This window comes from Helicobacter pylori (assembly GCF_030323545.1).
GTDB lineage: Bacteria > Campylobacterota > Campylobacteria > Campylobacterales > Helicobacteraceae > Helicobacter > Helicobacter pylori_CO.
The window spans coordinates 649,420-665,705 of sequence record NZ_CP122954.1 but is presented as its reverse complement, the minus strand read 5'-3'; the positions used below and the strand labels follow the sequence as shown (position 1 = coordinate 665,705).

Here is a 16,286-nt window from a genome sequence, read left to right as displayed (position 1 = left end):
GCATGAAAAAAATTTTAATCATTTTATTATTAGGAGTTTTTATGGGGTTACAAGCGAGCGCTTTGACACACCAAGAAATCAATCAAGCCAAAGTCCCTGTGATTTATGAAGAAAACCATTTGTTGCCTATGGGGTTTATCCATTTAGCTTTTAGGGGGGGTGGGAGCTTAAGCGATAAAAACCAGTTGGGTTTGGCGAAACTATTTGCGCAAATTTTAAACGAAGGCACTAAAGAGCTTGGTGCGGTGGGATTTGCGCAAGCGTTAGAGCAAAAAGCGATCAGTTTGAATGTGGATACCAGCGCAGAAGATTTGCAAATCACTTTAGAATTTTTAAAAGAATACGAAGATGAAGCCATCATGCGCTTAAAAGAGCTTTTAAAATCCCCTAACTTCACGCAAAACGCTTTAGAAAAAGTCAAAACCCAAATGTTGGCCCAACTTTTACAAAAAGAAAGCGATTTTGATTATTTAGCTAAATTGACTTTAAAGCAAGAGCTTTTTGCTAACACCCCTTTAGCTAACGCAGCCTTAGGCACTAAAGAGAGTCTCCAAAAAATCAAGCTAGAGGATTTGAAACAGCAATTTGCTAAGGTCTTTGAACTCAATAAGCTCGTGGTGGTGCTTGGGGGCGATTTGAAAATCGATCAAACCCTTAAGCGTTTAGATAACGCCCTTAATTTCTTGCCGCAAGGTAAAGCGTATGAAGAGCCTTATTTTGAAACGAGCGATAAAAAAAGCGAAAAAGTCCTCTATAAAGACACTGAGCAGGCTTTCGTGTATTTTGGCGCACCCTTTAAAATCAAGGATTTAAAACAGGATTTAGCGAAATCTAAAGTCATGATGTTTGTGCTTGGGGGGGGGTTTGGCTCTCGTTTGATGGAAAAAATCAGGGTTCAAGAGGGCTTAGCTTATAGCGTGTATATCCGCTCTAACTTTTCTAAGGTGGCGCATTTTGCGAGCGGGTATTTGCAAACCAAGCTCAGCACTCAAGCTAAAAGCGTTGCCTTAGTTAAAAAAATCGTTAAAGAATTTATAGAAAAAGGTATGACGCAACAAGAATTAGACGACGCTAAAAAGTTTTTGTTAGGCTCTGAGCCTTTGAGGAATGAAACGATCTCTAGCCGCTTGAACACCACTTACAATTATTTTTATTTAGATTTGCCTTTAAATTTCAACCAAACGCTACTGGATCAAATCCAAAAAATGAGTTTGAAAGAGATCAATGATTTCATTAAGGAGCATACCGAAATCAACGACTTGACTTTTGCCATTGTGAGTAACAAAAAGAAGGACAAATGATGCCATTTGAAGCTGTAATCGGGCTAGAAGTCCATGTCCAACTCAACACCAAAACCAAAATCTTTTGCTCTTGCTCTACAAGCTTTGGAGAATCCCCTAATTCTAACACTTGCCCTGTGTGTTTGGGCTTACCGGGAGCTTTGCCGGTATTGAATAAAGAAGTGGTTAAAAAAGCCATCCAATTAGGCACAGCCATTGAAGCCAACATTAACCAATATTCCATTTTTGCGAGAAAAAATTATTTTTACCCTGATTTGCCTAAGGCTTATCAAATTTCGCAGTTTGAAGTCCCTATTGTGAGCGATGGGAAATTAGAGATTGACACTAAAGAGGGCGCAAAAATCGTGCGTATTGAAAGAGCCCACATGGAAGAAGACGCTGGTAAAAATATCCATGAGGGCAGCTATTCTTTAGTGGATTTGAACCGCGCTTGCACCCCTTTATTAGAAATTGTCAGTAAGCCGGACATGCGAAATAGTGAAGAAGCCATAGCGTATTTGAAAAAGCTCCATGCTATCGTGCGTTTTATAGGGATTTCTGATGCGAACATGCAAGAGGGGAATTTCAGGTGCGATGCGAATGTATCCATTAGACCCAAAGGCGATGGAAAGCTTTACACGAGAGTGGAGATTAAAAACTTAAATAGCTTTAGATTCATCGCTAAAGCGATTGAATACGAGATAGAGCGCCAAAGCGTAGCGTGGGAAAGCGGGCACTACCATAAAGAAGTGGTTCAAGAAACGCGCCTTTTTGACACCGCCAAAGGGATCACCCTTTCTATGCGCAATAAAGAAGAATCAGCGGATTACCGCTATTTTAAAGATCCGGATTTGTATCCTGTTTTTATTGATGAAAAACTTTTAAAAGAAGCTCAAAAGATCAATGAATTGCCTAGTGCGAAAAAAATCCGCTACATGAAAGATTTTAACCTTAAAGAAGACGATGCGAATTTATTGGTGAGCGATCCTTTATTGGCAGAATATTTTGAAAGCATGCTCAATCTTGGGGTTAAGGCTAAAACGAGCGTAACATGGCTTTGCGTGGAATTATTAGGGCGCTTGAAAGCCGAAATCACTTTAGAAAATTGCGGAGTTAGTGCTGACATGTTAGGCGTTTTAGCCAAACGCATTGATGAGAGCAAGATTTCTGGCAAGAGCGCTAAGGATGTGTTAGATAGGCTTTTAGAAGAGCGAGGGGGCGATGTGGATGCACTCATTGAACAAATGGGCTTATCTCAAGTCAATGACACAGAAGCGATTGTTAAAGTCATAGAAGAGGTGCTTAAAAACAACGCTGATAAGGTGCTTGAATACAAAAGCGGTAAGGACAAGCTTTTTGGGTTTTTTGTAGGCCAAGCGATGAAAAATTTAAAAGGTGCTAATCCTAGCGTGGTGAATGCTATTTTGAAAGAGAAATTGGATTGATGAGGAAAATTTTTTCTTATGTTTTGAAGGCTTTGTTGTTTTTTGGGATCGCTCATGCAGAGCCTGAATCTAAAGTAGAAGCCCTAGAAGGGAGGAAACAAGAGTCTTCTTTGGATAAAAAAATCCGCCAAGAGTTAAAAAATAAAGAATTAAAGAATAAAGAACTGAAAAATAAAGAAGAAAAGAAAAACGCCGAAGAAAAGAAAGAAATAAAGACCAAAAGAAAGCCCAGAGCAGAAGTCCATCATGGGGATTCCAAAAATCCCACTCAAAAAATAACGCCTCCTAAAATCAAAGGGAGTAAAAAAGCCCTCCAAAACCAAAGCGATCAAAATAACGCAATAAAACCCAAAGAGAAAACCACTCAAACCACGGAAAAAAAAGAAGCAAGCCCTAGCTCTCAATTCAATTCCATTTTTGGTAATCCTAATGACGCTGCTAATAGAACCCTTGAAGATAAGGTCGTAGGGGGCATTTCTTTGCTTGTTAATGGTTCGCCTATCACGCTGTATCAAATCCAAGAAGAGCAAGAAAAATCTAAAGTGAGCAAAGCTCAAGCTAGGGATCGTTTGATTGCGGAGCGCATTAAAAACCAAGAAATTGAACGCTTAAAAATCCATGTAGATGACGACAAGCTAGACCAAGAAATGGCGATGATGGCGCAACAGCAAGGCATGGATTTGGATCATTTCAAACAAATGCTTATGGCTGAGGGGCATTATAAACTCTACAGAGATCAGCTTAAAGAGCATTTAGAAATGCAAGAATTGTTGCGCAATATCTTACTCACGAATGTGGATACCAGCTCTGAAACCAAAATGCGCGAATATTACAACAAACACAAGGAGCAATTCAGTATCCCCACTGAAATAGAAACCGTGCGCTACACTTCCACCAATCAAGAAGATTTAGAAAGGGCTATGGCAGATCCTAATTTAGAAATTCCAGGGGTGAGTAAGGCTAATGAAAAAATAGAGATGAAAACCCTAAACCCTCAAATCGCTCAAGTCTTTATTTCGCATGAGCAAGGCTCTTTTACGCCCATTATGAATGGGGGTGGGGGTCAGTTTATCACCTTTTATATCAAGGAAAAAAAGGGTAAAAACGAAGTGAGTTTCAGTCAAGCCAAGCAATTTATCGCCCAAAAATTAGTGGAAGAATCTAAAGATAAGATTTTAGAAGAGCATTTTGAAAAGTTGCGCGTTAAGTCTAGGATTGTGATGATTAGAGAGTGAATTTTAGATTGTGCAACACTTTAATTTCCTCTATAAAGATTCTTTATTTTCTATCGCTTTATTCACTTTCATTATCGCTCTTGTGATTCTATTAGAACAGGCTAGGGCGTATTTCACCCAAAAGAAAAACAAAAAATTTTTACAAAAATTCGCCCAAAATCAAAACGCTTATGCGGGTAGTGAGAATTTAGACGAGCTTTTAAAGCATGCTAAAATTTCTAGTTTGATGTTTTTAGCCAGAGCGTATTCTAAAGCGGATGTAGAAATGAGTATTGAAATCTTAAAAGGGCTTTTGAATCGCCCCCTAAAAGATGAAGAAAAAATCGCTGTTTTAGATTTATTAGCCAAAAATTATTTTAGTGTGGGGTATTTGCAAAAAACAAAAGACACCGTGAAAGAAATTTTGCGCTTTTCCCCAAGGAATGTGGAAGCGTTGTTGAAACTTTTGCATGCGTATGAATTAGAAAAAGATTATTCAAAGGCTTTAGAGACTTTGGAATGTTTGGAAGAATTAGAAACGCCTGAAATTGAAACGATTAAAAATTACCTTTATCTCATGCATTTAATAGAGAATAAGGAAGATGCGGCTAAAATCTTGCATGTTTCAAAAGCGTCGTTAGATTTGAAAAAAATCGCCCTAAATCATTTAAAATCTTATGATGAAAATCTTTTTTGGCAAGAGATTGATGCAACCGAACGGCTAGAAAATGTGATCGATCTTTTATGGGATAGGAATATTCCTGCTTTTATTTTAGAAAAACATGCCGTTTTGCAAGACATCGCGCGATCTCAAGGGTTGCTTTTGGATAACAAACCTTGCCAAGTTTTTGAATTAGAGGTTTTACGCGCTTTATTGAATAGCCCCATAAAAGCGAGTCTGACTTTTGAATACCGCTGCAAGCATTGCAAACAAATCTTTCCTTTTGAAAGCCATAGGTGTCCTGTGTGTTACCAGTTAGCGTTTATGGATGTGGTGCTTAAAATTTCTAAAGAAAGCTATGGGAGTGGATTGAATGCAAGAAATTGAAATTTTTTGCGATGGCTCTTCTTTAGGCAATCCTGGACCAGGCGGTTATGCGGCGATTTTACGCTATAAAGATAAAGAAAAAATTATCAGTGGGGGCGAACATTTCACCACGAATAACCGCATGGAATTAAGAGCGCTCAATGAAGCGTTAAAAGTTTTGAAACGCCCGTGTAATATCACGCTTTATAGCGATTCGCAATACGTGTGCCAAGCGATCAATGTGTGGCTGGCTAACTGGCAAAAAAAGAATTTTTCTAAAGTTAAAAATGTGGATTTATGGAAAGAATTTGTAAAAGTCTCTAAAGGGCATTCTATTGTGGCTGTTTGGATCAAGGGGCATAATGGGCATGCCGAGAATGAACGATGCGATAATCTCGCTAAATTAGAGGCACAAAAACGGGTCAAAACGACCACTTAAAGGGAAACATGATGAAAAACAAACGCTCTCAAAACAGCCCTTATGTAACGCCTAATAACCCTTATACAACGCTAGAAAAAGCTTTAGGGTATTCTTTTAAAGACAAGCGTTTATTGGAGCAAGCCTTAACGCATAAATCATGCAAGCTCGCTTTAAACAATGAGCGCTTGGAATTTTTGGGCGATGCGGTGTTGGGTTTGGTGATAGGGGAGTTGCTATACCATAAATTCTATCAATACGATGAGGGCAAACTCTCTAAATTAAGGGCTTCTATTGTGAGCGCGCATGGTTTTACTAAATTAGCGAAAGCGATCGCTTTACAAGATTATTTGCGCGTTTCTTCTTCTGAAGAAATTTCTAATGGGAGAGAAAAACCCTCTATTTTATCAAGCGCTTTTGAGGCTTTAATGGCTGGGGTGTATTTAGAAGCAGGGTTAGCTAAGGTGCGCAAAATCATACAGAATTTACTCAATCACGCTTACAAGCGTTTGGATTTGGAGCATTTGTTTATGGACTATAAAACCGCTTTACAGGAATTAACCCAAGCGCAATTTTGCGTGATCCCCACTTACCAATTGCTCAAAGAAAAAGGCCCCGATCACCATAAAGAATTTGAAATGGCTCTATACATTCAAGATAAAATATACGCGACCGCTAAAGGCAAAAGCAAAAAAGAAGCCGAACAGCAATGCGCTTATCAAGCGCTTCAAAAACTTAAGGAAGCAAAATGAACACTTTGGGGCGTTTTTTAAGGCTCACGACTTTTGGGGAATCGCATGGGGATGTGATAGGGGGGGTATTAGACGGCATGCCTAGCGGGATTAAAATAGACTATGCGTTATTAGAAAATGAAATGAAGCGCCGCCAAGGGGGGAGGAATATTTTCACCACGCCACGAAAAGAAGACGATAAAGTGGAAATAACAAGCGGGGTTTTTGAAGATTTTAGCACAGGGACGCCTATAGGGTTTTTAATCCATAACCAAAGGGCTAGGAGCAAGGATTATGATAACATTAAAAACCTTTTCAGGCCTAGCCATGCGGATTTCACTTATTTTCATAAATACGGCATCAGAGATTTTAGGGGTGGGGGGAGGAGTTCAGCCAGAGAGAGCGCTATAAGAGTGGCTGCTGGGGCGTTTGCTAAAATGCTTTTAAGAGAAATTGGCATTGTTTGTGAAAGCGGGATCATGGAAATAGGGGGTATTAAAGCCAAAAATTATGATTTCAATCACGCTTTAAAAAGCGAGATTTTTGCTCTAGATGAAGAACAAGAAGAAGCGCAAAAAACAGCCATTCAAAACGCTATCAAAAACCACGATAGTATAGGGGGCGTGGCTTTGATTAGAGCAAGGAGTGCAAAAACAAATCAAAAGCTCCCCATTGGTTTAGGTCAAGGGCTATACGCTAAATTAGACGCTAAAATCGCTGAAGCGATGATGGGGCTTAATGGGGTGAAAGCGGTTGAAATAGGCAAGGGGGTAGAAAGCTCTTTATTGAAAGGCTCAGAGTATAACGATTTAATGGATCAAAAGGGGTTTTTGAGCAATCGTAGTGGGGGGGTTTTAGGGGGCATGAGCAATGGGGAAGAAATCATTATAAAAGTGCATTTCAAACCCACGCCAAGCATTTTCCAACCTCAACAAACCATAGACATTAACAATAATGAATGCGAATGCTTGTTAAAGGGCAGGCATGATCCTTGCATTGCGATTAGAGGGAGTGTGGTGTGCGAGAGTTTGCTTTCATTGGTGTTAGCTGATATGGTATTACTCAATTTGACTTCAAAAATAGAGTATTTAAAAACGATTTATAATGAGAATTAAACGAAATTAGATACAATCAGTTTAAAAAGGATATAAAGTGGAAAAATTACCTAAAAAACGAGTTTCTAAAACCAAATCACAAAAACTTATCAATAGCTTAACAACCCAAAAAAACAGAGCCTTTCTCAAAAAAATCAGTGCTAGTGAAATGCTTTTAGAATTAGAAAAAGGGGCGTTTAAAAAAAATGAAGCTTATTTTATTTCTGATGAAGAAGATAAAAATTATGTTTTAGTGCCAGATAATGTGATTTCTCTTTTGGCAGAAAACGCCAGAAAGGCCTTTGAAGCCAGGCTTAGGGCAGAATTAGAAAGGGATATTATCACCCAAGCACCGATTGATTTTGAAGATGTGCGCGAAGTTTCCTTGCAATTGTTAGAAAATTTACGCCAAAAAGACGGGAATTTGCCCAATATCAACACCTTAAACTTTGTCAAACAAATCAAAAAAGAACACCCTAATTTATTTTTTAATTTTGACAACATGTTCAAACAACCCCCTTTTAATGAGAATCATTTTGAAAATTTTGACAACAGCGATGAGGAAAATTTTTAATGCAAACCATTGATTTTGAAAAATTTTCACAATACTCCAAGCCCGGTCCACGATACACTAGCTACCCAACGGCGGTGGAATTTAAAGAAAATTTTAATGAAGAAAGCTTGAAAACGGCGTTTTTTAACCATGACCATCTCAAAAACCCCATGCCCTTATCGCTTTATACGCATTTGCCCTTTTGCAGGAGTGCATGTTATTTTTGCGCTTGTTCAGTCATTTACACAAGTTTAGAAGAGAAAAAAACCCGCTATATCAGCTACCTTAAAAAAGAACTCGCTCTTTTAAAAAACGCGATGGATACCCACAGAGAAGTGGCGCAATTCCACTATGGAGGCGGCACGCCGACCTTTTTTTCGCCCATTCAATTAGATGAAATCACCCAAAGCATTCAAGAAGTTTTCCCCAATTTCAGTCAAGATATTGAAATGAGTTGCGAGATTGACCCTAGGCATTTCACTAAAGAACACATGCAAACCTTGTTTGATAGGGGGTTTAACCGCTTGAGTTTTGGGGTGCAGGATTTTGATTTTGAAGTCCAAAAAGCCATTCACAGGATCCAGCCTTTTGAAATGGTTCAAGAATCCGTGAAGCTCGCTAGAGATTACGGCATCAAATCCATTAATTTTGATTTGATTTATGGCTTACCCAACCAGACTAAAGAGGGTTTTTTAAAAACTTTGGAATGGGTTTTGAAATTAGATCCGGATCGATTAGCGGTGTTTAATTATGCGCATGTGCCTTGGGTGAAAAAAACGATGCGTAAAATTGATGAAACCCTATTGCCAAGCCCTAGAGACAAACTAGAGATTTTAGAAGCTCTTATCAGTTTTTTAGAAAAAGCCAATTACCAAATGATAGGCATGGATCATTTCGCTAAAAGCGATAATGAATTGTATCTGGCCCTTCAAAAAGCAGAATTGCGCCGTAATTTTCAAGGCTATACCACGAAAAAATTCACTCAAACCATTGGCATTGGCGTTACGAGCATTGGCGAAGGGAGCGATTATTACACGCAAAATTATAAAGACTTGCACCACTATGAAAAAGCCCTTGATTTGGGGCATTTACCGGTAGAAAGGGGTGTAGCACTCAGTCAAGAAGATGTTTTAAGAAAAGAAGTGATCATGCAGATGATGAGCAATTTAAAACTGGATTACTCTAAGATTGAAGAAAAATTTTCTATTGATTTTAAAGTGCATTTTAAAAAAGAATTAGAAAAATTAAAGCCTTATGAAGAAGCGGGCTTGCTTTCTTTTAACGCTAAAGGCTTTGAGATGACCAAAACAGGGGGCATGCTCGTAAGAAACATGGCTATGGAGTTTGACGCGTATTTGCGTGGGGGCGAAAAACATTTCAGTAAAACGCTATGAACGGGAATATTTTTGAAGAAGTAGGGGATGCTTGCGTTAAATGCGCTAAATGCGTGCCAGGTTGCACCATATACCGCATTCATAAAGACGAAACGACTTCGCCTAGAGGCTTTTTAGATTTGATGTGCCTAAACGCTCAAAACAAGCTCAAATTAGACACGAATTTAAAACACCTTTTAGAAACTTGTTTTTTATGCACCGCTTGCGTGGAAACTTGCCCTTTTCATTTGCCCATAGACACTTTAATAGAAAAAGCCAGAGAAAAAATCGCTCAAAAATACGGCATTGCTTGGTATAAAAAATCCTATTTTTCCCTTTTAAAAAACCGCAAAAAAATGGATAGGGTGTTTTCGGTGGCACATTTTTTAGCCCCTTGTGTTTTCAAGCAAGTAGGGGATAGTTTAGAGCCTAGAATGGCGTTTAAAGGCTTATTCAAACGCTTTAAAAAAAGCGCTCTCCCTCCCTTAAATCAAAAAAGTTTTTTACAAAAGCATGCAAAAATGAAGCCTTTAGAAAACCCCATTCAAAAAGTGGCCATTTTTATAGGGTGCTTGAGCAATTACCATTACCAGCAAGTGGGGGAAAGCTTGTTGTATATTTTAGAAAAACTCAACATTCAAGCGATCATCCCTAAGCAAGAATGCTGCTCAGCGCCTGCGTATTTTACCGGCGATAAAGACACCACGCTTTTTTTAGTGAAAAAAAACATAGAATGGTTTGAAAGCTATTTAGATGAAGTGGATGCGATCATTGTGCCTGAAGCCACATGCGCTAGCATGCTCATCAACGATTATTACAAGGTGTTTTTGGGCGAAAAAGATAAGGATTTGTATGTGAAGCGCTTGGAAAAAATCACGCCTAAAATCTATCTGGCGAGCGTGTTTTTAGAGAAACACACCCCCTTAAAAAGTCTTTTAGAAAAAATCCCTAAGGGGAAAAAAGAGGCTATCACCTATCATAACCCTTGCCATGCCAAAAAAACCCTAAACGCTCATAAGGAAGTGCGTAACTTACTCAATGCGCATTATGAAATTAAAGAAATGCCGGACAATTGTTGCGGTTTTGGGGGGATTACGATGCAAACCGAAAAGGCGGAGTTTTCTTTAAAAGTGGGGCTTCTTAGGGCTAAAGAAATCATGGACACTCACGCTGAAGTTGTGAGTGCTGAATGCGGGGCATGCCACATGCAATTAAACAACGCCCTAAAGTCTTTAGATGACCCTAACATCCCGCCATTTTTACACCCTTTAGAACTCATCGCTAAAGCTTTAAAAAGCGCTGAATAAAAAGCCTTTTTAACCCCACTTTCTAGCATCTTTTTATATAATACAAAAACTTTAACACCGCTATTTAAGGAATGAAAATGTCAGAAATCAGCGCCTACAAACTCATCAAAGAAAAATTGCAAGCCATACCTAACTCACACGATAAAGGGAGCTTGTTTGAAAAAATTTCTAAGCAATTTTTACAAGAGCATGACAGCGCTGATGAATACGAGTCTATTGATCTTTGGAACGATTGGAAATTAAGGGGGAATGAGTGCGATCGTGGGATTGATATAGTGATCACAACGACTTCAAAAGAATACATCGCCGTGCAATGCAAATTCCATCAAGACAGCGTCTCATATCCCGACATTGCGACTTTTTTACATAAATTGCAAAGCGGGGTAAAAGAGGTTAGGTTTAAAAAAGGGATCATCATCTCCACTTCCAATTTAACCTCTACTGCTCTTAAAGAAATTGAACAAATCAGAAGCAAGGGAACTGATATTGATATTGATGAAATCACTGAAGAGGATTTTATGCATTCTCAGATTGATTGGGAAAAGTTCGATCCCACGCAAACTCAAGGCGAACTCCCCTTATGCGATCAAAAAAAGCCACGCCCCCACCAAATAGAAGCGATAAAAGCCACCAAAGAGTATTTTTCTAACCCTAAAAACACCAGAGGCAAGCTCATTATGGCATGCGGGACAGGCAAAACTTACACTTCTTTAAAGATTATGGAAAGCTTAGATCCCAAGATCACGCTTTTTTTAGCGCCAAGCATCGCTTTGCTTTCTCAAACTTTTAGAGAATACGCGCAAGAAAAAAGCGCGCCTTTTTACGCTTCTATCGTGTGCAGCGATGATAAAGTGGGTAAAGGCAAGAAAAATAAAAACGATGATGACACCGATGATATTAATTTTTCTGAGCTCCCCAAAAAGCCCTCCACCAACCTTAAAGACATTTTAAGCGTTTATGAGCAAGCGCGAAAAGAAAACAAGCGCTTCATCATCTTTTCAACTTATCAAAGCGCGTTGCGTATCCAAGAAGCGCAAGAAGTGGGTTTGGGCGAAATTGATCTCATCATTTGCGATGAAGCCCACAGAACGGTAGGGGCTATGTATTCTAGTAATGAAAGGGACGATAAAAACGCTTTCACGCTGTGTCATAGCGATGGAAATATCCAAGCGAAAAAACGCCTTTATATGACCGCCACGCCTAAAGTTTATAGCGAAAGCTCTAAAGCTAAAGCCAAAGAGAGCGATAATGTTATCTATTCTATGGACGATTCGGGTATTTTTGGCGAAGAAATCTATACGCTCAATTTTGAAAGAGCGATCGCTTTAGATCTCTTGACAGACTACAAAGTCATGATTTTAGCGGTGCGGAAAGAAAATTTAAGCGGCGTTACTAACAGCGTGAATAAAAAGATCAGTCGGCTTGAAGCTGAAGGCACTAAATTGGATAAAAAGCTCATCAATAACGAATTTGTTTGTAAGATTATTGGCACTCATAAAGGGTTGGCCAAGCAGGATTTAATCGTTTTAGATGATGAAAACAAAGAAGATCACAACTTGCAAAACAAATACGACACCGCTCCTTCTCAAAGAGCCATAAGCTTTTGTAAAAGCATACAAACGAGCAAGAACATTAAAGACTTCTTTGAAACGATCATGGAATGCTATGATGAAGAATTGAAGAAAAAGAGTTTTAAAAACCTAACAATCAGCATCGATCACATTGATGGCACCATGAATTGTAAGGTCAGGATTGACAAATTAGAAGAACTCAATGAATTCAAGCCTAACACTTGCAAGGTTTTAAGTAACGCTAGGTGTTTGAGCGAAGGGGTGGATGTCCCGGCGTTAGATAGCATTGTCTTTTTTGATGGCAAAAGCGCTATGGTGGATATTATCCAAGCGGTGGGTAGGGTGATGCGCAAAGCCAAACACAAGAAAAGAGGCTATATCATTTTGCCTATCGCTTTAGAAGAGAGTGAAATTAAAAACTTAGATGAAGCCGTCAATAACACCAATTTCAAAAACATTTGGAAAGTGCTAAAAGCCTTAAGAAGCCATGACCCAAGCCTGGTTGATGAAGCCACTTTTAAAGAAAAAATCAAAATCTTTGGGAGCGATGATGAAAAAAAGCAAAGCGATGAAAAAACCCTTTTTGACGCTATCTTATTGCAAGATCTAGCGGACGCTGTGTATAATGTCATGCCCACTAAATTAGGGGATAGGAATTATTGGGAAAATTTCACCAAAAAAACGGGCAACATCGCAAGAACCTTGAACAACCGCTTGAAAATGATTTTTGACAAAAACCCTGAATTTTTCCACGGCTTTTTGGATTCCTTAAGAGGCAATATCCATCAAAACATCAAAGAAGATGAAGCCTTGGACATGATTACCTCTCACATCATCACTAAGCCCATTTTTGATGCGATTTTTGGGGACAATATTAAAAACCCTATCTCTAAAACGCTGGATAAAATGGTAGAAAAACTCTCCACTCTGGGATTACAAGGAGAAACTAAAGATCTTAAAAACCTCTATGAAAGCGTGAAAACCGAAGCAACACACGCCAAAAGCCAAAAAAGCCAGCAAGAACTCATTAAAAACCTCTACAACACTTTCTTTAAAGAAGCCTTTAGAAAGCAAAGCGAAAAACTAGGGATCGTTTATACGCCCATAGAGGTGGTGGATTTCATTTTAAGAGCCACTAACGGCATTTTGAAAAAGCATTTCAACACGGATTTTAACGATCAAAGCATCACGATTTTTGATCCATTCACGGGCACCGGGAGTTTTATCGCTCGTTTGCTTTCTAAAGAAAACGCGCTCATTAGCGATGAAGCCTTAAAAGAGAAGTTTCAAAAAAATTTGTTCGCTTTTGATATCGTGCTTTTGGCGTATTATATCGCTTTAATCAATATCACCCAAGCCGCGCAAAATAGGGACAGCTCGTTAACAAATTTCAAAAACATCGCGCTCACGGACAGCCTGGATTATTTAGAAGAAAAAAACGATAAGGGGGTGTTCGATCTCTTTAAGGATTTGGAAGAAAACAAAGAAATCAAATCCACCATAGAAAAACAAAACATTAGAGTCATCATCGGCAACCCGCCTTATTCAGCCGGCTCAAAAAGTGAAAACGATAACAACCAAAACCTCTCACACCCCAAGCTTGAAAAATGTATTTATGAAAAATACGGCAAAAATTCCAGCTCCAGAGCTAGTGGGAATACCACACGAGACACGCTCATTCAAAGCATCTACATGGCAAGCGAACTTCTTAAAGATAAGGGGGTGCTAGGCTTTGTGGTGAACGGGGGTTTCATTGACTCTAAAAGCGGCGATGGGTTTAGGAAATGCGTGGCAAAAGATTTTGCGCATCTTTATGTGCTGAATTTGAGGGGGAATACTAGGACTTCGGGGGAGACTTGTAAAAAAGAGGGAGGGAAAATCTTTGATAGCGGATCCAGGGCGACGATAGCGATTATCTTTTTTGTGAAAGATAAGAGCGCCCCTGATAATACGATTTTTTACTATGAAGTGGAAGACTATTTGAAAAGAGAAGCCAAACTCAACTTGCTCGCGGGTTTTGAAAATTTGGAATCTGTGCCTTTTAGTGAGATTACCCCCAATGACAAAGGCGATTGGATCAACCAAAGAGAAGACGCTTTTGACAAACTCATCCCTTTAAAAAGAGACAAAAAACTCAATAACGACAGCGTTTTTGACATCAATTCTATGGGCGTGGCAACGGGTCGTGATCCTTGGATGTATAACTTTTCTCCAAACGCTTTAATGCAAAATGTGCAAAAATGCATTGACACTTATAACGCTGATTTGGAGCGCTTCAATGAGCGTTATAGAGAAGCTTTCAAACAACGCGCTAAAGGCGTCAAATCAGGCGATCTTTATAAACACCTTAATGACAAAGAAATCACCACCGATAAAACGAAAATCGCATGGACTCGTGCTTTGAAACAAGAATTTATCAAAAATAAAAATCTGCAAGAAAGCCATAAAGATCGCATAAGATTAGCCTTGTATCGCCCTTTTAACAAACAATGGCTTTATTGGGATAAAAATTTAAATGAAAGACAAAGACAATTTTCAAAAATTTTCCCGGATAAAAGCACTCAGAATGTGGTAATCAATACCGGTGCGGGTAATGGTAAGGATTTTAGCGCTCTGGTGAGCGATTTTATTTCTGATTGTTCTTTGATCTCACCCAACCAAGCTTACCCTTTGTATTATTACGATGATTTGGGGAATCGCCATTATGCCATTAGCGGCTACGCGCTCAACCTCTTCAGGAGGCATTATGGAGATAATGCTATCGTTGAATAAGAGATTTTTTATTACATTTATGCGATTTTACACCATAAAGGCTATTTGGAAAAATACAAAAATTCCCTCGCCAAAGAAGTGCCGCGCATCGCTTTGAGTCCGGATTTTAAAGAACTCTCTATGCTTGGCAAAGAATTAGCCGATTTTCTTTTTTGGTTTTAGGAGAAATTAAAGAGATCCACTCTTTGCAATACCAAACGCTCTATATTGTGGATAACACAAAAAGATACACTCTTTGCAAGCTTTATGATCGCATTATTTTAGTTCATGCTTTAGGGTATCCTGCACCAATCACGCTCTATTATGAATGGCTGTTTGATGATTGGATCGATCCAGAAACAATTAAGTGCGAGCGTTTTGTTTGCAGAACAAACTATTTAGAAAGCTTTTTTATGATCAAGAAGCATTTGCTACCTGATGCATTATTTAAAGTAGATGAAAGTGGGTGTGAAAGTTATCATGGAGATAAAAATAAGGATTTTATTTTACAATCATTTTATATTCAAAATGATTTTTTGTCCCAAAAATATGAAAAAGACAAGATAAAAGCAAGATTTAATTCATTGTTTTCTAAAAGACAGAATCGTTTATTAACTTATCAATTTGATTTGTTTTTGGAATGTGATATGATTTTTGAAACCCTTGAAGAATTAGTGCTTATTGCTGAAGCGATTAAAAATTTCTTTGTTTTGATTTATGCTCATTCTAAGTTTGACATCCAAATTGACTATATCCAATTCAAACTTTCTAATAAAAACATTACAGCAATAAGAAACACTTACAAAAAAGACAAAAAGTCCATAGAGATAGATTCTTATGGGATTGCTATAAATTTCCAACAGATAGACAATTTTTCTGTAATACTTGAAAAATGGATTGATTTTTATATTAAAGATAATATTAAAGCATAATAGAGGTTTTCAACTTGCAAGTATTTTAGACATTATCAACAAAAAAGATCCAATTATTCACTTGTATTTGGACATGTTTGTATTGATTAGCATGATTGAAAGTTTTATTGAAAGTTTTTTAAAGAAACCACAAGGAACAAAACTCTGTAAAAAACTCTCTGAATTTTTTAAAATTTCATTATCTAGGACAAAATGCGATCAAACAAAAAATTATTTTAATGATAACTATCAAAAAGATCTAATCCAACAGATTGTTGACTGCCGCAACAATCTAGCACACGGAGATGATTTAAAGCTTGATACAAACAAAGCTACAGACATTAGCCATGTTTTTATGGATTTCAAGCAAATTGTCATTGAATATTTCTTTGGTAAGATAGGATTGAGCGATTTTATTACAAACAATTTTGGTTTTCTTAACAAAGTTAAATTAAGAAACCCCCCAAAAACAGAAAAAATCGCAGAGCCAAACCGCTAAAACCCCCTAGAAAATTTAAAATTTTAAGTTTTAGGGGTGTTTTTCTTAAGAATTTAGGTTTTTTATAGATTATTATGTTATTATTATACGAAATGTAGACTTTTAGAAGGAA

The 16,286-nt window shown here is 38.1% G+C and carries 9 protein-coding genes and 3 pseudogenes; all 12 read left to right on the top strand.

Annotated elements, in window-relative coordinates:
* Window positions 1-2 precede the first annotated feature (2 nt).
* On the top strand, window positions 3-1,301 hold the full coding sequence (locus QAP06_RS03195; RefSeq protein WP_286466722.1) for a M16 family metallopeptidase: 1,299 nt from the start codon (window positions 3-5) through the stop codon (window positions 1,299-1,301).
* Window positions 1,301-2,725, top strand: coding sequence for an Asp-tRNA(Asn)/Glu-tRNA(Gln) amidotransferase subunit GatB (gatB, locus tag QAP06_RS03190; protein WP_286467432.1), 1,425 nt, complete (start codon window positions 1,301-1,303; stop codon window positions 2,723-2,725). Before QAP06_RS03195 ends, gatB begins: the two co-directional genes overlap by 1 nt.
* The gene (locus QAP06_RS03185) at window positions 2,725-3,960 is read left to right on the top strand and encodes a SurA N-terminal domain-containing protein (protein ID WP_286466716.1); all 1,236 of its coding nucleotides are present in this window, start codon (window positions 2,725-2,727) and stop codon (window positions 3,958-3,960) included. Before gatB ends, QAP06_RS03185 begins: the two co-directional genes overlap by 1 nt.
* A gap of 10 nt (window positions 3,961-3,970) precedes the next feature.
* Window positions 3,971-4,987, top strand: coding sequence for a hypothetical protein (locus QAP06_RS03180; protein ID WP_286466713.1), 1,017 nt, complete (start codon window positions 3,971-3,973; stop codon window positions 4,985-4,987).
* Window positions 4,974-5,460: pseudogene (gene rnhA, locus QAP06_RS03175) on the top strand (ribonuclease HI). The gene QAP06_RS03180 and the pseudogene rnhA overlap by 14 nt, the downstream one beginning before the upstream one ends.
* Window positions 5,417-6,136 carry a ribonuclease III gene (rnc, locus tag QAP06_RS03170; protein WP_286467428.1) on the top strand — a complete coding sequence of 240 codons (720 nt, stop codon included), beginning with the start codon at window positions 5,417-5,419 and terminating at the stop codon, window positions 6,134-6,136. Before rnhA ends, rnc begins: the two are co-directional and overlap by 44 nt.
* Window positions 6,133-7,230: a chorismate synthase gene (gene aroC, locus QAP06_RS03165; RefSeq protein ID WP_128481323.1), complete on the top strand. Its 1,098-nt coding sequence runs from the start codon at window positions 6,133-6,135 to the stop codon at window positions 7,228-7,230. Before rnc ends, aroC begins: the two co-directional genes overlap by 4 nt.
* Before the next feature lie 37 nt (window positions 7,231-7,267).
* Window positions 7,268-7,783 carry a DUF2603 domain-containing protein gene (locus QAP06_RS03160; protein ID WP_140477063.1) on the top strand — a complete coding sequence of 172 codons (516 nt, stop codon included), beginning with the start codon at window positions 7,268-7,270 and terminating at the stop codon, window positions 7,781-7,783.
* Window positions 7,783-9,156, top strand: a complete 1,374-nt coding sequence (hemN, locus tag QAP06_RS03155; RefSeq protein ID WP_286466693.1) for an oxygen-independent coproporphyrinogen III oxidase — start codon at window positions 7,783-7,785, stop codon at window positions 9,154-9,156. The genes QAP06_RS03160 and hemN overlap by 1 nt, the downstream gene beginning before the upstream one ends.
* Window positions 9,153-10,442: a (Fe-S)-binding protein gene (locus tag QAP06_RS03150; RefSeq protein ID WP_286466691.1), complete on the top strand. Its 1,290-nt coding sequence runs from the start codon at window positions 9,153-9,155 to the stop codon at window positions 10,440-10,442. Before hemN ends, QAP06_RS03150 begins: the two co-directional genes overlap by 4 nt.
* A 77-nt stretch (window positions 10,443-10,519) precedes the next feature.
* Window positions 10,520-14,929 (top strand): annotated as a pseudogene (locus tag QAP06_RS03145) (type ISP restriction/modification enzyme); the annotation flags it as partial.
* Window positions 14,929-16,174: pseudogene (locus tag QAP06_RS03140) on the top strand (hypothetical protein); the annotation flags it as partial. The pseudogenes QAP06_RS03145 and QAP06_RS03140, both read left to right, overlap by 1 nt.
* Between the last annotated feature and the right edge of the window lie 112 nt (window positions 16,175-16,286).

Excerpts from the sequence above, each read along its gene's own strand:
- QAP06_RS03195 (WP_286466722.1), top strand. The coding sequence starts at position 3 with ATGAAAAAAATTTTAATCATTTTATTATTAGGAGTTTTTATGGGGTTA.
- gatB (WP_286467432.1), top strand. The coding sequence starts at position 1,301 with ATGCCATTTGAAGCTGTAATCGGGCTAGAAGTCCATGTCCAACTCAAC.
- QAP06_RS03185 (WP_286466716.1), top strand. The coding sequence starts at position 2,725 with ATGAGGAAAATTTTTTCTTATGTTTTGAAGGCTTTGTTGTTTTTTGGG.
- rnc (WP_286467428.1), top strand. The coding sequence starts at position 5,417 with ATGAAAAACAAACGCTCTCAAAACAGCCCTTATGTAACGCCTAATAAC.
- aroC (WP_128481323.1), top strand. The coding sequence starts at position 6,133 with ATGAACACTTTGGGGCGTTTTTTAAGGCTCACGACTTTTGGGGAATCG.
- hemN (WP_286466693.1), top strand. The coding sequence starts at position 7,783 with ATGCAAACCATTGATTTTGAAAAATTTTCACAATACTCCAAGCCCGGT.
- QAP06_RS03150 (WP_286466691.1), top strand. The coding sequence starts at position 9,153 with ATGAACGGGAATATTTTTGAAGAAGTAGGGGATGCTTGCGTTAAATGC.